At 49.7% G+C, this 15783-nt stretch carries 19 protein-coding genes and 1 other annotated feature; of the genes, 6 read left to right on the top strand and 13 right to left on the bottom strand.

Annotated elements, in window-relative coordinates:
* Nucleotides 1–22: 22 nt before the first annotated feature.
* The 7 genes from AB9R92_RS13170 to AB9R92_RS13140 form a co-directional block, all read right to left on the bottom strand.
* Nucleotides 23–526: a peroxiredoxin family protein gene (locus AB9R92_RS13170; protein WP_370669878.1), complete on the bottom strand. Its 504-nt coding sequence runs from the start codon at nt 524–526 to the stop codon at nt 23–25.
* 68 nt (nt 527–594) lie between these two features.
* Complete coding sequence (locus AB9R92_RS13165; RefSeq protein ID WP_370669877.1) at nt 595–1260, bottom strand: haloacid dehalogenase type II; 666 nt, start codon at nt 1258–1260, stop codon at nt 595–597.
* A 120-nt stretch (nt 1261–1380) separates the two neighbouring features.
* Nucleotides 1381–1656 (bottom strand): hypothetical protein, encoded by a 276-nt coding sequence (locus AB9R92_RS13160; protein ID WP_370669876.1) that lies wholly within the window; start codon nt 1654–1656, stop codon nt 1381–1383.
* A 30-nt stretch (nt 1657–1686) separates the two neighbouring features.
* The gene (locus tag AB9R92_RS13155) at nt 1687–2094 is read right to left on the bottom strand and encodes a YhfM domain-containing protein (RefSeq protein ID WP_370669875.1); all 408 of its coding nucleotides are present in this window, start codon (nt 2092–2094) and stop codon (nt 1687–1689) included.
* Nucleotides 2091–2666 carry an AAA family ATPase gene (locus AB9R92_RS13150; RefSeq protein WP_370669874.1) on the bottom strand — a complete coding sequence of 192 codons (576 nt, stop codon included), beginning with the start codon at nt 2664–2666 and terminating at the stop codon, nt 2091–2093. Before AB9R92_RS13150 ends, AB9R92_RS13155 begins: the two co-directional genes overlap by 4 nt.
* 33 nt (nt 2667–2699) lie before the next feature.
* Nucleotides 2700–3071 (bottom strand): hypothetical protein, encoded by a 372-nt coding sequence (locus tag AB9R92_RS13145; RefSeq protein WP_370669873.1) that lies wholly within the window; start codon nt 3069–3071, stop codon nt 2700–2702.
* A gap of 22 nt (nt 3072–3093) precedes the next feature.
* Nucleotides 3094–3804, bottom strand: coding sequence for an alpha/beta fold hydrolase (locus tag AB9R92_RS13140; RefSeq protein WP_370669872.1), 711 nt, complete (start codon nt 3802–3804; stop codon nt 3094–3096).
* A gap of 888 nt (nt 3805–4692) precedes the next feature.
* Here AB9R92_RS13140 and AB9R92_RS13135 point away from each other — a divergent pair.
* Nucleotides 4693–5229 (top strand): hypothetical protein, encoded by a 537-nt coding sequence (locus AB9R92_RS13135; RefSeq protein WP_370669871.1) that lies wholly within the window; start codon nt 4693–4695, stop codon nt 5227–5229.
* Here AB9R92_RS13135 and AB9R92_RS13130 read toward each other — a convergent pair.
* Nucleotides 5213–6043, bottom strand: coding sequence for a DUF4037 domain-containing protein (locus AB9R92_RS13130; RefSeq protein ID WP_370669870.1), 831 nt, complete (start codon nt 6041–6043; stop codon nt 5213–5215). The two genes, AB9R92_RS13135 and AB9R92_RS13130, sit on opposite strands and share 17 nt — an antisense overlap.
* 155 nt (nt 6044–6198) lie before the next feature.
* Nucleotides 6199–8250, bottom strand: a complete 2052-nt coding sequence (locus AB9R92_RS13125; RefSeq protein WP_370670113.1) for a heavy metal translocating P-type ATPase — start codon at nt 8248–8250, stop codon at nt 6199–6201.
* 277 nt (nt 8251–8527) lie between these two features.
* On the opposite strand from AB9R92_RS13125, the gene AB9R92_RS13120 reads away from it, so the two are divergent.
* Nucleotides 8528–8860 (top strand): four-helix bundle copper-binding protein, encoded by a 333-nt coding sequence (locus tag AB9R92_RS13120; protein WP_370669869.1) that lies wholly within the window; start codon nt 8528–8530, stop codon nt 8858–8860.
* Nucleotides 8861–8908: 48 nt separating this feature from the next.
* Here AB9R92_RS13120 and AB9R92_RS13115 read toward each other — a convergent pair whose 3' ends face one another.
* Together AB9R92_RS13115 and AB9R92_RS13110 are read right to left on the bottom strand one after the other, a co-directional pair.
* Complete coding sequence (locus AB9R92_RS13115) at nt 8909–9586, bottom strand: response regulator transcription factor (RefSeq protein ID WP_370669868.1); 678 nt, start codon at nt 9584–9586, stop codon at nt 8909–8911.
* The gene (locus AB9R92_RS13110; RefSeq protein ID WP_370669867.1) at nt 9579–10967 is read right to left on the bottom strand and encodes a sensor histidine kinase; all 1389 of its coding nucleotides are present in this window, start codon (nt 10965–10967) and stop codon (nt 9579–9581) included. Before AB9R92_RS13110 ends, AB9R92_RS13115 begins: the two co-directional genes overlap by 8 nt.
* Nucleotides 10968–11543: 576 nt before the next feature.
* Between AB9R92_RS13110 and AB9R92_RS13105 the strand changes: the two genes are divergently transcribed.
* Both AB9R92_RS13105 and AB9R92_RS13100 read left to right on the top strand, forming a co-directional pair.
* On the top strand, nt 11544–12164 hold the full coding sequence (locus tag AB9R92_RS13105; RefSeq protein WP_370669866.1) for a YdhK family protein: 621 nt from the start codon (nt 11544–11546) through the stop codon (nt 12162–12164).
* A gap of 32 nt (nt 12165–12196) precedes the next feature.
* Nucleotides 12197–12649 (top strand): DUF305 domain-containing protein, encoded by a 453-nt coding sequence (locus AB9R92_RS13100; RefSeq protein ID WP_370670112.1) that lies wholly within the window; start codon nt 12197–12199, stop codon nt 12647–12649.
* Nucleotides 12650–12693: 44 nt separating this feature from the next.
* Here AB9R92_RS13100 and AB9R92_RS13095 read toward each other — a convergent pair whose 3' ends face one another.
* Together AB9R92_RS13095 and AB9R92_RS13090 are read right to left on the bottom strand one after the other, a co-directional pair.
* Nucleotides 12694–13947, bottom strand: a complete 1254-nt coding sequence (locus AB9R92_RS13095; protein WP_370669865.1) for an MFS transporter — start codon at nt 13945–13947, stop codon at nt 12694–12696.
* A gap of 62 nt (nt 13948–14009) precedes the next feature.
* Nucleotides 14010–14253, bottom strand: a binding site (T-box leader).
* Between the two features lie 73 nt (nt 14254–14326).
* Nucleotides 14327–14545, bottom strand: a complete 219-nt coding sequence (locus AB9R92_RS13090) for a hypothetical protein (RefSeq protein WP_370669864.1) — start codon at nt 14543–14545, stop codon at nt 14327–14329.
* Nucleotides 14546–15024: 479 nt separating this feature from the next.
* On the opposite strand from AB9R92_RS13090, the gene AB9R92_RS13085 reads away from it, so the two are divergent.
* Both AB9R92_RS13085 and AB9R92_RS13080 read left to right on the top strand, forming a co-directional pair.
* Complete coding sequence (locus tag AB9R92_RS13085; protein ID WP_370669863.1) at nt 15025–15240, top strand: DUF6366 family protein; 216 nt, start codon at nt 15025–15027, stop codon at nt 15238–15240.
* Between the two features lie 31 nt (nt 15241–15271).
* On the top strand, nt 15272–15772 hold the full coding sequence (locus AB9R92_RS13080) for a hypothetical protein (protein ID WP_370669862.1): 501 nt from the start codon (nt 15272–15274) through the stop codon (nt 15770–15772).
* The last annotated feature ends 11 nt before the right edge of the window (nt 15773–15783 follow it).

Below are 15783 nucleotides of genomic sequence, written 5' to 3'. Positions count from 1 at the left end.
CCTCCAAGCTCTTTTGTGTGTATTATTTTAAGTTTTTGCGGATGTACGCCGCGATCTTGCGCAATTCTTTTGCATGCGGGCGGCCGAACGGGCTCGTTTGCTGCTGCTGGTACATGATCTTGCCTTCTTCGTCGAGCAGGTAATACGCCGGCTCGCCGTGAATGCCGTGGTCTTCGTACGGTGAATCTTCACCGTGGTAATAGACGCCGTATTGGTTGAGCACGTCTTGTTTCGCATCCCCCAAGACCGGGAACGTCAAGCCGTGCTTTTCTTTCATTTCATTGAGATCTTGCTGGTTGTCTGTGGAAAGCGCTGTAAAATGGATGTCCTTGCTTTCGAAATATGACAGGCTGTCCTGGATTTCCTGCAACTCCTCGTTGCATACCGGGCACCATGAACCTCTGAAGAAAATGACGAAGCGCCAGCCTGGGCGTTCCGTTAGGTCTTGTTGAAGTGAATAGTCGCCGCCTTCCGCACGGGGCAGTAAGAACGACGGGGCTAAATCCCCTAATTGCAATCTATTCAAGTGAATGCCTCCTCTGTCTATCTAATAGTAGTTTACCCGGAATAATCGGGTTTAACCTTTCAGAGGAGTTACTCCCATTCCAATAAGCCATTCAAATCCTGAAAGATAAAATCCGGCGCCAGGCCGAGCTGTTCGACCGGTGCCCCTTTCCGGTTGATCCAGGCGGTGCGGAAGCCGAAATTCTTCGCACCCGAGATGTCCCAGCCGTTCGATGACATAAAGAGGATTTCCTCACGCTCGACCCCTAATTGATCCAGGACGTATTGATACGCGGCGGGTGCCGGCTTGAACTGCTTGATCTCATCGACACTGACGGCTTTGTCGAGCAAGTTTTTGATCCCTGCATTGTCTATCAGGGGATCAAGCATGTCGTGCGAGCCGTTCGAGAACACGACCAGTTTCTGATCCTGGAGTTGCTTCAATACCGCTTTCGATTCTTCGTAAAGCGGCAACTGCAAATAAGCGTCCATCAATTGCTGCTCGATGTCTTCAGACGATTCGAGCCCCTCGTCTTCGAGCGCGTATTTCAAGGCGCTCCGTGTGACTTTGTAAAAGCTTTCGTATTTGCCCATGAGCTGGCGCATCATGAAGTATTCGACTTGCTTTGTGCGCCAGGCCTGGCTGATGGCGTCGCCGTGCCCGGGAAACACCTCCTCGCATTGCTCTTTAATCGCGATAACGTCGAACAAGGTGCCATACACATCGAAGACGAACGCTTTGATCGATTTGTCCATACAATAGCCCTCCTCTGATTTTTGCTGAAAAATTTCGCTGCTTTTCTCTGTATCCCCTGTTAAGCAGAAAAATAACGGCATGAAAAAAAGCATCTTCTATGAGATGCCGCGGGAGTGCATTTAGTTTTCTCGTTTTTTGTTTTTCTCAAAGTCTCTAATAAACTTTTCATCCTTCTTCTTTTCAATGAAACTCCAAACGGCAAAAATCAATACGGAAATCCCGAGAACTAGAAGCGAGGCAGTGAAGACGAAATCGAAATCCATCTCTCCCACCACTTGGTCGACACCAGCCCTTTGGATGTGGTGTGTCCAGCTGCTGTCATACTCCATGACGCTGAACGATAGCATGAGCCCGAGGACAAGGCCGCCTGCTATCGATAAGAAAAACTTCTTCATCCCCCGGCCTCCCTTACTATCTTTTCCCATTCAATCAAGCAGATTTTCTGATGAAAGAAAAGTGTGGATGCGATCAGCGTCTTTCTCTTCCAAAGTATAGAGCGTATATGTATCTTCTACATCCATGACGGAACCATGACCTTCCGCTATCCATAAATAGAGTGCTTTATCACCGAACTCTACTTTGAAATCAGGGTCCGCTACATCCGCGACGCCCGCTACTTTATCGGCACGGGAAATCGATTCAGCGAATAACTCGATTGTTTGGTCATCCGTCACTTCGAACCGCGAGTTTTCTTTCACTTGCCCGAAACTTTCCATTTGATGCAAGACGATTTTGTCGGCAGGGTGTTGGCCGTCGCTCAGCAAACCATTCTGACACGCCGTTAACATGAAGGCCGTGACCAACAGCAGGGCCAGGACTTGCTGTTTTCTCATGCGCCATTCCCCCTAGCAGCTATTTCCTTGATTGCTAATATGGCCGCTTCTGCTTGCTGTTCATTTGCGACGCTAAACAAGTAATCCGCTTCACCTGGTGTAGGGATGACACCAGGATTATCGACAGATTCAGCCTGTTGGCGTGCGAGGACGTCTTTGAATGAAGAAATGGTGCGCAAGATGGCTGTACTGCGACCCGCCTGATCGATTCTTGCTCCCAAGATCTCATCGGCAATGTCGAAATGCACTAACACGGTCGTAAAGCCTTTTGCCCGGTAAAAATCCAGCAGCTTCAAACGGCCTTGCCGGTTGCGGTTGGCGTTCGACAGAATAATATGGCAATCGGTTTGGTCGACCGCATGATCGACGATGGTTTTCGTGAACGCGAATTTGATGGTATTCGGCCCTTCTTTTGGTATCAGTGCCGGATAATAGCTTTGCAGGATTTCTGCATGCGTGTCCTGATCGACGACGATGGCATTGCCGAGCCTGTTCTCGAGCACTTTCGCGAACGTCGTCTTGCCGCTATGTGTTTTCCCGACGGTGATGACCGCTATTCTGTTGATATGCATCGCCCTGTCCTTATCCAACATCGGCTCATTCCTCTATTCATTCGTCAATACGAATTCTTCGACTTGCCCGTCCCATTTAATCTCGACGTCTAGTTCTTCGTCCCGTTGGATGACCGCACAGCCCTCGCAGGCGCTTTTTCCGACCAGCACTTCGCCGTCATCGACCGTGACATTGCCGCTCGATGCGCCGGCAGTCGATTCGATTGAATAGATGATGGTCTCAGGGGCCGGCTCTTCGCCGGTGTAGACGATTTTCCCGGTCGCTTCCTTGCTGTCTTTCGAAGTGACGTCGACTGTATAGAAGACATCCCAATTATCGCCGCTCCCGTTGTAAATGTAGCGGTCGCCTTCCGCACAGCCGCTTAAGATGAGCAGTATTGCCAAAAGTGATCCGATTTTTTTCATGAGCTATCGGCCCCTCTCCTGATTAGTCGACGTGGCTTAGGAACAGTTCAAGTGTTTTCGCATGCAATTCCGCTTGTTCGGCATGGACCAAATGGGATGCAAACGGGATGGCCGACACATGGACATTGTCCTGCTTGGCCGGGTAATACAAGACGCCTTTCGTTTCGCTCGGGTTGCCTTCCCCTGCGATGTAGAGGATCGGCGCAGCAATGGCGGAAAGGTCTTTCGTTTCTTCGAATGGATACCAATCTTCATTCTGCCCCATTTCGATGAGTTTCCGCCAATCGCCTTTATGCAGCTGATCGAAATAAGCGTTTGTTTCTTCGTACTGGAAAATCTGTTGTTGGTTGCGCGCTTCCTGTTCGCGCAATTGCGCCCAGTTGTCCGGCTGTTCCGCCATGACGCCAGATATCGTCAGGCTTCTCACTTTGTCCGGGAAACGCTTGGCGAAAACGATTGCGACCAAAGCCCCGAGTGAAGCACCAACGATATGGGCCGAGCCAATTCCCATTCGTTCAAGTGTTTCTGCCAAATCCTTTGCATTGCCCTCGAAGATATCGCTAAGGTCTGTGCTGACGGAATTGCCATGCCCGCGAAGGTCCGGCACAATGACCTGGAACTGTTCCTTGAAATAATCGCGCTGGTATTCAAAATCGGTGAGCCCGGTCTGCAGCCCGCTGTGGAGGAATACGATCGGTTCCCCTTTGCCGAAACTTTCGCTGTGTAAAATCATTTTATCGCCCCTTGTCTGTCCATCCCTTGGCTATATCTCTAATTTTTCAAAATTAGATAATATTGAAAATATGGTTATTTCTAGTGTAACGCACTTTCACAGATTATTCAGTACAAAGGGGCAGTTTTTGTGCAGGAAAAATGATATAATGTAATCAATCACAAAGCGATTTCCCATGCCAAACGCCTTTGCGTCGCTATGCAAATCGGTTCATCCCTCCACGAAAACCTCTACATACTTTATAAGGAGGAGGTTCCGATGAAGCGCCACTTGTTCGTGCTGTTGCTAGCCGGTGCGTTATTGCTCGCAGGATGCGGCGAACAGAACAAAAAGCCGCAATATGAAGCGATGGAACCGGTGATTGCGGCAGGTGCCTGAGCCTGGACGGTGTGGTATTCCGATCCTCGCCGTCGAACGTAGAAAAGGGACAAAGCTGAAGCTTTGTCCCTTTTTCAGGCTGTCGAGAAAGGTAAGAAGTCGTATTTTCCGAAGCTTATCGCTCGCTTTCCGTGGGGCGGGAATCGAGCCTCCTCAGCCGCTATCGAAAACCCTTGTGCTCCTACATCTGCAAGCAGATGCGTCGCAAATGAATGTGCTCAGCATAGCTTCGCTCATTCATTGCCTGCGGGGTCTCTCAAACCCGCTGGTCCCACAGGAGTCGAGCAAACGCTTCTCCAAATACTAAGCTAGATTTTTGATTTTTAAATGTCAAAACGTAGTTACTTTTTTAAAAGTTTAGTAGATTTTAGACTTATTCAACACTCTGAAAAAGGACAAAGCCAAGGCTTTGTCCCTTTTTGTTTTGTTGTTTATGCTCATTTCAGCTTGTTTTATTTTGCATAGTTCCATAGACTCCGGCTTGTTACAATGAAAGCAGGGGGAATACGCATGTACAAATATCTATTATATATACCGGTTCTTATAATTCTGGGGTTTGTTATATGGACCAGTTTCTTAGCAACCGGACTGAAAATCGCCTTCAGCCTGATCATCTTGATATTATTTCTAACAATCAATAAATGCCTCTCCACTAAGAGTACGTTATTCCGAAAAGTTAAAGCAGCGTCTTTCGCTTCAGTTTCTCCGATTGTTCTCGCTTTCCTTCTAGATAACTTGATGGGTACTGACTCTAGTGGCACAGATTTGGCAGATTTGTATTTTATCGCTTCTGTGTTCTTAATTTTCTTATTTGGGTGCGTGGTTTACGGCATTCCTGTTTCCTTAGTGTCCGATTTCGTGACTTCCGGCGTGAAACGCTTTCGCTTTCCGCTCGCCTTTATTATCCATTTAGGATTCGGCTTATTCACATATCTATTCCTCGGAACGCTTATGTATTTCGCATTATTCGCAGCAGTGGTGTTCTTCCTGTTCGATGAATTCTTGCGAAAAAGGGACATTACGCGTTCGCTCAAGTCTTTGGCCTGACAAACGAAGCTTTACGGGCAGCCTCAGAAAGGTCGATATGCGGGAGTTCTTGATGGATCAGCTTAAAGGTTTCTTCAATGAGCGTTTCCAGTTCTTTCATGGCGTCAGACGGCTCTTGAAAAAACACCGCTTCCACGCGGGCGGCGCAGTTGTCCGGTTTGATGTCCATCAGTGCGAGTGAATTGCGCTGCCATTTGAAGCCAGGATGCGGGATGAATTGGCGATTTAAACCGAATAGCAGGCCCATGATATTGGTTTCCACAGAAACTACCACTTGATAGAACATGAGCCAGTCCTTCCGGTGAACGAGCGCTTCCCGGTTGTTCCAACGGCTTCCGAAATCGCTAAAGTGGTTAATCACCGCTTCTTGTAATTCCAGTGGATAATGCGAGACCTCTTTTTTCACTTGCTCGATGGTTGTTTCCCCATAGAGCGCCAGGCCGTGTTGGACGGCTGCGGCAATGCATTGCTTGTCTGGATCGACGTCGAGTTCCCGGGTCACTTGATGGATGGTTTGGCGAATCGTCTCGGTCAGGAAACTGCTGATTTCAAACTTTACGCCGTTTACGGTATAGGTTTCCGCCCATTCTTGGTCTTCGTATGGATGAAATTCCAATAATTTGCCGCCCAGTTGATGGATGGTTTGCTTACGTTCTTCGTCTGATGGCGCTTGTTTCCAAAAGATGAGCAACTCAATATCCGAAAATTCGTCCTGCCAATTCCTTGATACCGATCCCGCGAGCATGACCGCTTCTATAACAGGGATTTTTGCGTATTGTTCAGCCGCCCACACCGCTAATTTTTTTAGTTCCATTCCATCTCTCCGTTCGTTTCGGCTTTGGCAATCAGCCAAGTCTTGTTAGCTTTACTATATAAGTTTCTTTCCGCATTTCCTATGCTTATTACAGATGAAAAGAAAGAGCGTCCACTCATATTGAATGGACGCTCTTTTTAGTATTGCTGTTCATTTTATGCTTTCAGCAGCTTCGCATTGATCGCGACGATGACCGTGCTTAAGCTCATGAACACAGCACCGACTGCCGGGCTGACGACGATGCCCCATGGCGCCAGGACGCCGGCAGCGAGCGGGATGGCGAAAATATTATAGCCCGTTGCCCACCACAAGTTCTGGACCATTTTGCGGTACGTCTTTTTCGACAAGTCGATAAGCGCGACGACATCGTTTGGGTTGCTTTTGACGAGGACGACGTCTGCCGTTTCCATCGCGACGTCGGTTCCCGCGCCGATTGCGATGCCTAGATCAGCGGTCGCGAGTGCCGGGGCATCGTTTACGCCGTCTCCGGTCATGGCGACACGCCAGCCTTGGTCTTTGATTTTCTTGATTTGGTTCGCTTTATCATCCGGCAGCACTTCAGCGTAGACTTCATCAATGCCGAGCTGCGCGGCCACCCAGTTCGCGACTTTCTGGTTATCGCCCGTGAGCATGATCGAGTGGATGCCTTTTTCCTTCAAGGCCGCGACCGCCTGCTTCGCCGTATCGCGCACCATATCGGCAAGTGCGATCATGCCGGCAAGCTTGTCATCAACCAAGATGAAAACGACCGTTTTGCCTTGTTCTGACAAGTCGTTAAAGATTTGTTCATCATACGGCAAGTTTTCGCCTTTGATATAACCGGGACTGACGGCGTTGATTTTCCTGCCGTCCACTTGCCCCTGTATGCCTTTGCCGGTGATTGATTCGAAATCGGTGACTTTGCCGACCGTCAAATTCCGGTCTTTTGCCGATTGGACGATTCCCGTAGCAATCGGGTGTTCCGAGTTCTGCTCAATCGCTGCGGCGAGCTGTAACACTTGTTCTTCGGTATAGCCATCGCTTGCGATAATGTCGGTGACCCCAAACTCTCCCTTCGTCAAGGTTCCCGTTTTATCGAACACCACAGCGTTCAAATTGCGTGCGCCTTCAAAATCCGCGCGGTTGCGGATCAATAAGCCTTGCTTCGCTGAAATCGAGGTCGAGACCGCGACGACGAGCGGTGCTGCCAGACCGAGTGCGTGCGGGCACGTGATGACCATGACCGTCACCATGCGTTCGATGGCGATATCAAAGGCGTAGCCGAGTGTGAGCCAGGCAAACAGCGTGGCGAATCCGGCGACGAGCGCCAGGTAAAACAGCCATTTTGCGGCCCGGTTCGTCAAATCCTGCGTTCTCGATTTCGATTCCTGGGCTTCTTTGACCACCGTGATGACTTGGGACAAATACGAATCTTCCCCGGTCTTCTCGACTTCCACGATGAGCGAGCCTTCTTTATTGACCGAACCGCCGATGACCGAATCGCCGTCTTCTTTTTCAATCGGGATCGATTCACCCGTCAGCATCGATTCATCGACCGCGGAACGGCCTTCGACAATGACGCCGTCGACGGGAATCTTTTCGCCCGGCTTGACCAATACCCAATCCTTGTTGCGGATTTCGGACAAGGGCACATCTTCGACTTGTTTGTCGTCATTCAAGCGATGCGCTTCATTCGGCATCAATTTGACGAGCTGTTCAAGCGCGTTCGACGCCCCCATGATGGAGCGCATTTCAATCCAATGCCCGAGCAGCATGATGGTGACAAGCGTCGCAAGTTCCCAGTACAGCTGATTGCCATCCCAGCCGAATACGACCAGCGTGCTATAGCTGTAGGCAATAGTGATCGCAAGCGCAATCAAGGTCATCATCCCCGGCGCTTTGTCTTTCAATTCAGCGATGCCGCCTACAAGAAACGGCCAGCCGCCGTAGAAAAAGACGATTGACGACAAGACGAACAAGACATACAGATCGTTTTCGAAGCGCCAATCAACGCCGAGAAAATGCTGGATCATCGGCGAAATCGCAAGGATCGGAAGGGTCAAGGTCAGCGAGATGAAAAATCGCTTCTTGAAATCCTCCACCATGTCTTCGTGGCCGCCGTGGCCATGGTGGCCGTGTCCGCCTTCGTGACCTGCAGGCTCATGCCCAGTGTGCTCGTGTTCAGTGTGGGCATGCTCTTTCTGAACGGTCGAATCGTCTTTATGCATTTGGTAATGGCGAGTCCTCGGTGAATGATCGTCTGCATGCGGTTTCGTTTCGTCCTGTTTTGCCATGTGCTTTCACCTCTTGAATTGATTTTCGGTTCGCTTGACTGCATTATAAGCGTCAATTATCGAGAAATTATCGAGAACGGCCAGTCGCGACTTTTGGGAATTTGTGCAGTTTCTATGGAATTTCCATCGAGTTCGGTACATTCCGTTTACTTCCAGTTCGAGCGGGAAATTTCCTTACTGACAAGTTAAATTTGATAAGGAGGTTTTTGGAATGGCTCACGAACAACACCAGCAATTGCTCGAAACGCTGCACGATTGCATGGCGGCGTGCAACCATTGCTTCGATGCTTGCCTGAAGGAAGACGATGTCAAGATGATGGCGGAATGCATCCGTCTCGACCGGGAATGCGCAGACATGTGCGCGTATTTGGAACAGGCGATCACGCGCAATTCACCTTTCGTCTCCCAACTGGCGAAAGTGTGTGCGGAGATCTGCCAGGCTTGCGGCGAAGAATGCCGGAAACATGCCGAGATGCACGACCATTGCAAGAAATGCGCGGAAGCTTGCCACCACTGTGCAGAGGCTTGCCGTTCAATCGCATAAGACAAAGCAAGCCAGCGGGAATATTTTCCGGCTGGCTCTTTTGTGCGTTTATTCGGCTTTGTTCAACCATTTATAGCCGACGCCCCAAACGGTCAAGAAATGCTTGTCGACCGGAAAGCCGGATTGGCGGATTTTCTCCCGGACATTGCGGACGTGCGAATCGATCGTGCGCCCTTCCGTTTCCGAGTCATAGCCCCAAATGAGCAAAATCAATTGGTCGCGCGAAAACACTTTGCCGGGGTTTTTCAGTAATTGCCCGACCATGAAGAATTCTTTCGGCGTCAATTTGATCGGCGTGCCCAAATAGCTCAATTCGAAGCGTTCTTCGTTCCATTTCAAGCCGCCCACTTCGATGATGTTTTTCGGTGCCTGCCGCCGGAGTAATGCTTCAATGCGGGCGAGCAATTCTTCTTCGTTGAACGGCTTGGTGATGTAATCATCTGCGCCGAGCTTGAGCCCTTTGACGATGTCTTCCTGTTGTTCGCGCGCCGTCAGCATGATGATCGGCACATCCGAAAAGCTGCGGATTTTGGCGCATAGCTCAAAACCGCTCATCTCGGGCATCATGATATCAAGCAGGACAATGTCGAACGCCTGCGTTTCCAAATAGCGCAGCGCTTCCCGCGGCCCTTGCGCTTTCGTGCACTGGTAATGATGAGGCGTTAAATACAAGGACAATAAATCGAGCATGCGCTGCTCATCGTCGATCAATAGAACTTTATGCACGCCCGTCCCCCCTTTTCAATGTAATGGTGACCATCGTTCCAAGGTCTGACGCAGAATCGATGTGGATTTGGCCGCCGTGCGAGTCGACCAGTTCCTTGGCAATCGCGAGCCCAAGCCCGCTGCCGCCGGACTGCCTCGACCTGGATTTGTCGACGCGGTAGAGGCGGTCGAAGACAAACGGCAAGTCGTTTTCCGGAATGCCTTCGCCTTGGTCGGCCACGCTGATGAAGATGGAGTCTTCGTCTTGGCGCCCTTGCAAGGTGACGATGGTGTTCGGCTCGGAATGCTTGCGCGCATTGTCGAGGATATTGAGCAAGACTTGCTGGAAGCGTGCCGGGTCGATCCACGCGGTGATTTCCGGATCGCATTCGACTGCGATCGTGATGTGCTTGTCATTGAATGCCGGACGCACGAGCGCTGCGACCGAATGGCATAGCGCATCGATTGGCACCCGTTCTTTTTGGATGGAGAATTGATTGTGGTCCAGTTGTGCCAGTTCGAATAATTGCTTGATGAGCTTCGTCAAATGGCCGGTTTCCTCGCGGATGATCGCGAGGTACTCCTCCCGCTCTTGTTCGGTCAGCCCCGGGCGGCTCGCGATGTCGGCATAGCCTTTCATATAGGTAAGCGGCGTGCGCAGTTCATGGGAAATGCTTGCGAGAAAATCGTTGCGCTCTTGCTTGAGCCGGCCCAAATCATCGGATAGATGGGTGATGGCGTTGGCCAGTTCGCCGAGTTCATCGTTGCGTTCGATATGAAGCGCCACGTCGCTTTGCCCTTTGCCGAGTTGCTCCGTCGCTTCTTTCATGCGGATAAGCGGCAAGGTAATAAAGCGCGACAACAGGAAAATGGTGATGACCGTCAGCAGAACCGAAATCAAACCGCCGAGAAGGAATTGATTTCTCATGCGGTCAACCATCGCCTTGATGTGGTTCGTTTCCGCAAACATGAACACATGGCCCCGGTGCTCGCCAGCGATCGTAATCGGGCTGTCAGTCGCAATAAAGCGCTCATCTTGCCAATTGTCCTCGAGGATTTCACCTTGTTCCGGAACTTGGTCGATGTCGGTATGGCCGAGCACGTCGAGCATTTCCGGTTCGATCCGGTCGGAATGGGTCAATTCGTTGCCGTTTTCGTCCGTGATGATGACAATGAAGTCCGAAGACGATTCCATCATCGCGACATGGGACAAGGTCGTTTCATTGAAGCTGTCTTCGAGCACATCGCTATGGGTATTGCCCCTCGCGAGCAAGTTCGACATCACTTCGTCGACGCGTTCGTTAACGTAGGTGATGTAGAGCGTTGAAAACAAGAACAATTCGATGCTGACGATGAAGACGAAAAACAATAGGCCGATTTTTAATGCCAGTCGATTGAACATATACTCCCTCTTTCAGCGACTCTTTTTTCAAAAAATGATACCGTATATTCCTCAAAACTGCTCCGCTTTCCTGTGGGCGAGCGCCGAGCCTCCTCAGTCGCTCCGAAACCCTTGTGCTCCCACATCTGCACAGCAGATGCGTCGCAAATAAATGAGTTCAGCAATGCTTCACTCACTTATTCCTTGCGGGGTCTCGTCTTTCTCGCTTTCCCACGGGAGTCTACGCAGTTTTGCTCCACATATCGAATTTATGACGATGCTATGATTAGAGTTAAAAGCAGCAACATATCATCAATATAAATTTAATCATTTTATAACAGGTTCTGGATTAAACATATTATTCCTTTATATACAGCATTTCATTCAACTATAACGGAAAAGTTTCGAGTTTTTGTGCATATAAGGGGAAAACTGCTTGCTTCTGCCGTGGAAACTTTAATTATTTTACTAAACGATAAATTGTCACGTTTCCTGCACACATTATGCAGAACTTCGGGGTAGCTTAACCATATAGGGCCTAATTCAATATTTGTTTGATAGCCAGGAAGCATACAACTAAGAAATGAGGGGAAGAAAATGATTAAGAATAAGATGATGATGGGTGCAATGTCGGTTGTGGCTGCTTTGGCGCTGTCTGCGTGCAATGCGGATCCGTCGCCTACCGATATGGACGAGCAGATGGATGAGCATATGGAAGAAAACGCCGGTGACATGAACGAGCAAATGGACGAGAACATGGGCGGCGACGACGGCCATATGATGGACCATTCCGGCTCCGGCGAAGTACCGGACGATTTACAGGAAGCGCAAGATCCTAAGTATGCTGTCGGGACACAAGCAATTATCACGACCGACCACATGAGCGGAATGAGAGACGCCGAGGCAACCATCGTCGGAGCTTATGACACAACGGTCTATGCAGTGAGCTACACGCCTGCTGGGGGCGGCGACCCGGTCGAGAACCATAAATGGGTCATCCACGAGGAATTGGAAAATGCCGGCGACGATCCCTTCCAAGAAGGCGATGAAGTCGTGCTCGATGCTGACCATATGAAAGGCATGGACAGGGTGACGGCGACGATTGATTCCGCCGAACAGACGACTGTCTATATGGTCGATTTCAACACGACAGACAGTGGCGAGAAAGTGACCAACCATAAATGGGTCACAGAAGATGAATTAGCGCCTATAGAGTAACGTATAACCCAATATTAAAGGAGAGAGAGATGATGAATAATTATTTGAAATTCGGAATCATGATCGGGACATCCACGTTCATCATGTATTGGCTGATGTATTTGAATGTCTTTGAAGTTGCGCACGTCAGCTTCAGTGAGACACGCTTGTACATGGCCTTGATCATGGGCTCCGTGATGGCGATCGTCATGCTGCTGTTCATGTGGCCGATGTATAAGAACAAGAAAGCGAATGTCGGCATCCTTGCTGGCAGCGCGCTGATTTTCGCCTTATCGCTGTACCTTGTGCGCAGCCAAGTGCTCATTGAAGATACCGGCTGGATGAAAGCGATGATCCCCCACCATTCAATCGCGATTTTGACGAGTGAACGCGCGAACATTTCCGACCCGCGCGTGAGGCAATTAGCGGATGACATCATCGAAGCGCAACGCAAAGAAATCGCGGAAATGGAGCAATTGATCGAGGACTTGGAGAATGAAGAATAAGTAACGAGAAAGGCTTGCCGGAAATGTGGCAAGCCTTTCCTTTTTTATGTGCTTGGCGTTTCGCTTGGCAGCGCCACTTCAGCCGAACCACTTTCTTTGGATTGCTTGAAACTCACCGCCAGCAACAAAACCGATATCCCGAACATGGCCGCAGTTGAAGCGATGACGACCGGCTGCACTGTCACGAATTCCGAGGCAAGCCCGATGACTGCAGTCGTTGCGATGATGAGCAAGGCTTCAAAGAGCCCGTAGACGCTGACGGTCCTGCCCATGACTTCGACGGGGATATGGTTTTGCGTGAAGGTGTGAAATCCGGTATTGGCGAAGGCGAGTGAAAACGCCAAGATGAAAAATCCGATTGCGGCTCCCGCGAAGGAGCTCGAAAACGCGTATACGAGATAGCCGAGGGATACCATGACCGACCCGCCGCCGATCAATGCAGCGACACTCAATCTTTTCGTGAAGACGGTGTTGACGATTGCACCCACAATGATGCCGGCTCCTGCGACGCTCACGAGAAATCCGTATTCGCCGTCTGTCAGGCAGAGCACCCGTTTGGAGAACGTCGCTTCTTGTGAATCGATCGCTGTCGCCATAACCATCATGCAGCTGAACAAAAAGAACACTGTCATGACGAGGACATGATTTTTGCTGAAAGCGATGACCACTCTCCAGTCGGCGCGGATTATTTCCCAGGACATACGCTCGGGAAGTTCCGCCGATACTGCGTTTTCAAGTTTCGGCATGGTACTCAGGATAAGCGCGGAAACGGCGAGCGCCAGTGCATTCAAGTAAATGGCGGTCACCGGCGTGCCCATCATGAACAAAACGCCAGCGACTGCCGGGCCGATAAGAAAAGCGCCCGAGTCGATCAAGCTGCGCAAGGCGTTGAACCGCTGGTGGTTTTTCTCCGGGATGAGTTTGGTGATATAGCTCATGGAGGCTGGTTCAAACATCGAGCCCGCCATATTGATGAGCAGCACGAATGCGTAAATGAGCCATAAAGACGAGGCGAAGGGCAAAAAGGCGATGAGCACAGCCCGCAACACATCGAGCGTGATCATCAATTTGCGCTGGTTGGCCCGGTCGATAATACTGCCTGACCAGAAATTCGTCAACACCGCCGCCAGAGGCTTGACGATGTAAAGCCCCGCAACCGCAAGCGCCGATCCGGTCATATCGAGCACGATCAAGTTCAAGGCGATTAAATACACCCACGCCCCAAAGTTCGCGATGCCGATCCCTGTGAGTAATACGGCTGGTTCCCGCCACTCTTTGTCTTTCCACATTTTCTTCATCTCCGCCACCACTTCCCGTTTCTTTTGGGCAAAGAAAAAAATCCCGCCCCCAAGACAATTGTCTTGGGGACGAGATTCCGGTCGTGGTGCCACCCCTGTTCGCCCCTATGTCGCCATATGGGCCTCATTCGGTACATTGGATCTATACCTGAGCTCGGTAACGGGAGCAGACGCCGCATCATCCCCGTCCGGTTCCGATGCGGTGCTCAGAGGCTTGCTTCACTGGCGCCCTTTTGCGCCGTTTCACCACCCCGGAGCTCTCTAAGAAAAGGAATCGCCACCTACTGTTCTCTTCATCGCACTGTTTTTTGATTTTTATTAGATTACCATGCGGCGCTGGAATCGGTACATAATAAGTTTCTGCCCGTTTCACCAACATTCACTCAACCGCTACTCGTGATGCCAGAAAATAAGGGATATCCGGAGTGGTATCAAACGGGGTCACTTGGACGCGATCGCCTTCCTCAAGCTCCTCGAACGAGCTGGCGGCACCGGTGAATTTGGTGTGATCCGTAAGAAAAATCTCTTGTATCGGATCTTGCCGTGAATCACCCGACATGACTTCAACGATAAAGCTGGCTTCTTTCTTTTCTGACACTGTTCCTTCCAATCTTCCGCAGCCTGTTAAAAATAGCATTGAAATAATCAGTACGATTAGCAGCTTCTTTATGGTTCTCACTCCCGTTCCTGAAACAATTTATGTATTGCTCATTCTTTAAAGCCGTCTATCGTTTTCTTAATCGCTTTAATCACGAAATATACTAACGCAATGGCAAGAAGCAGCATTGCGAGCATGGCAACCGGGCCCATGATTCAGCCTCCTTTCGGATTACAATTAATCTGGTTTATATGGAAAATATTGATAATTAAATCTTATCATATATAATTAGTACAGAACATAGTGAATCACGAACAATTTTGCGTAAAGATATAGACCTGTTTATGGACTCCAACACAAGATAGTTAAGCAGAATCGTTTTGGGGTAAAGAATTAACTAATAGAGGCTGCGCAGCTTAGCATCGTTTGAAGACAGCGTGTCAGGTATTTACACCAAATGTATATAGGGAGGAATCGATATGCCCAAAAATAACAAGCCAGAAGACCAACGAGACCGCCTGCAGCTAAAAGACCAAAAAGAGCACGCCGGCAGCAATGTCACCGACTCGACCAACCGCGCACAAAGCGGCACGCCCGATACGCGCGGCATGGGCTTGAAAGAAATCGGCGGGGTCATTTTACTATTGGTGATTGTGTTGATTGCCTATAGTTTGTATAAAGTGTTTTTCGGGTGAGCAGGTGGATTGGCGAAAGGAATTGGGGAAAGTGAACAAGAAGATCTTGATCGTGGTGTTAAGTTTAATGGTATTTGTCACTATAGTCGGCGGGACGTTTATTTTATTGAAGAACAACCCGCCTCTCGAAGCGACCGCGGTCGCTTCAGATGAGAATCAGCATTTCGTTATTGTCGGATTTGGCAATAACGGCTGGGGAGATATCCAATTGACGAATGTGGCAATTAATGATTTTGAGCAGCCAATCGCAAGTAAAATTCAAATGAGCAATCCCGAGCTAGGGTTCGTTATGACCGACGATTTCGAGTCTGAAGAGGCGCAGCCTTACCGCTTCACCGATATCGACGAGGCTACCATTAAAACCGGAACCTCCCCTACTGAAACCCTGGAAAAGCAGAACAACGGGACCGCTTCTGAAGACGATGAGACTTACGGGCTTACGCTCAAGCACGACGAAGCCATTCAAACCGTCCACATCAAATACAGCTATTTTGGCATTAGCTTGTTTGAAGAAGTGGAGATATCTTTCTAATATGGAGTAAA

It is taken from the genome of Planococcus sp. SSTMD024 (assembly GCF_041320495.1).
Taxonomy (GTDB): domain Bacteria; phylum Bacillota; class Bacilli; order Bacillales_A; family Planococcaceae; genus Planococcus.
This window is presented reverse-complemented; position numbering and strand designations above follow the sequence as displayed.

Excerpts from the sequence above, each read along its gene's own strand:
- AB9R92_RS13165 (WP_370669877.1), bottom strand. The coding sequence starts at position 1,260 with ATGGACAAATCGATCAAAGCGTTCGTCTTCGATGTGTATGGCACCTTG.
- AB9R92_RS13160 (WP_370669876.1), bottom strand. The coding sequence starts at position 1,656 with ATGAAGAAGTTTTTCTTATCGATAGCAGGCGGCCTTGTCCTCGGGCTC.
- AB9R92_RS13155 (WP_370669875.1), bottom strand. The coding sequence starts at position 2,094 with ATGAGAAAACAGCAAGTCCTGGCCCTGCTGTTGGTCACGGCCTTCATG.
- AB9R92_RS13150 (WP_370669874.1), bottom strand. The coding sequence starts at position 2,666 with ATGCATATCAACAGAATAGCGGTCATCACCGTCGGGAAAACACATAGC.
- AB9R92_RS13145 (WP_370669873.1), bottom strand. The coding sequence starts at position 3,071 with ATGAAAAAAATCGGATCACTTTTGGCAATACTGCTCATCTTAAGCGGC.
- AB9R92_RS13140 (WP_370669872.1), bottom strand. The coding sequence starts at position 3,804 with ATGATTTTACACAGCGAAAGTTTCGGCAAAGGGGAACCGATCGTATTC.
- AB9R92_RS13135 (WP_370669871.1), top strand. The coding sequence starts at position 4,693 with ATGTACAAATATCTATTATATATACCGGTTCTTATAATTCTGGGGTTT.
- AB9R92_RS13130 (WP_370669870.1), bottom strand. The coding sequence starts at position 6,043 with ATGGAACTAAAAAAATTAGCGGTGTGGGCGGCTGAACAATACGCAAAA.
- AB9R92_RS13125 (WP_370670113.1), bottom strand. The coding sequence starts at position 8,250 with ATGCATAAAGACGATTCGACCGTTCAGAAAGAGCATGCCCACACTGAA.
- AB9R92_RS13120 (WP_370669869.1), top strand. The coding sequence starts at position 8,528 with ATGGCTCACGAACAACACCAGCAATTGCTCGAAACGCTGCACGATTGC.
- AB9R92_RS13110 (WP_370669867.1), bottom strand. The coding sequence starts at position 10,967 with ATGTTCAATCGACTGGCATTAAAAATCGGCCTATTGTTTTTCGTCTTC.
- AB9R92_RS13105 (WP_370669866.1), top strand. The coding sequence starts at position 11,544 with ATGATTAAGAATAAGATGATGATGGGTGCAATGTCGGTTGTGGCTGCT.
- AB9R92_RS13100 (WP_370670112.1), top strand. The coding sequence starts at position 12,197 with ATGAATAATTATTTGAAATTCGGAATCATGATCGGGACATCCACGTTC.
- AB9R92_RS13095 (WP_370669865.1), bottom strand. The coding sequence starts at position 13,947 with ATGAAGAAAATGTGGAAAGACAAAGAGTGGCGGGAACCAGCCGTATTA.
- AB9R92_RS13085 (WP_370669863.1), top strand. The coding sequence starts at position 15,025 with ATGCCCAAAAATAACAAGCCAGAAGACCAACGAGACCGCCTGCAGCTA.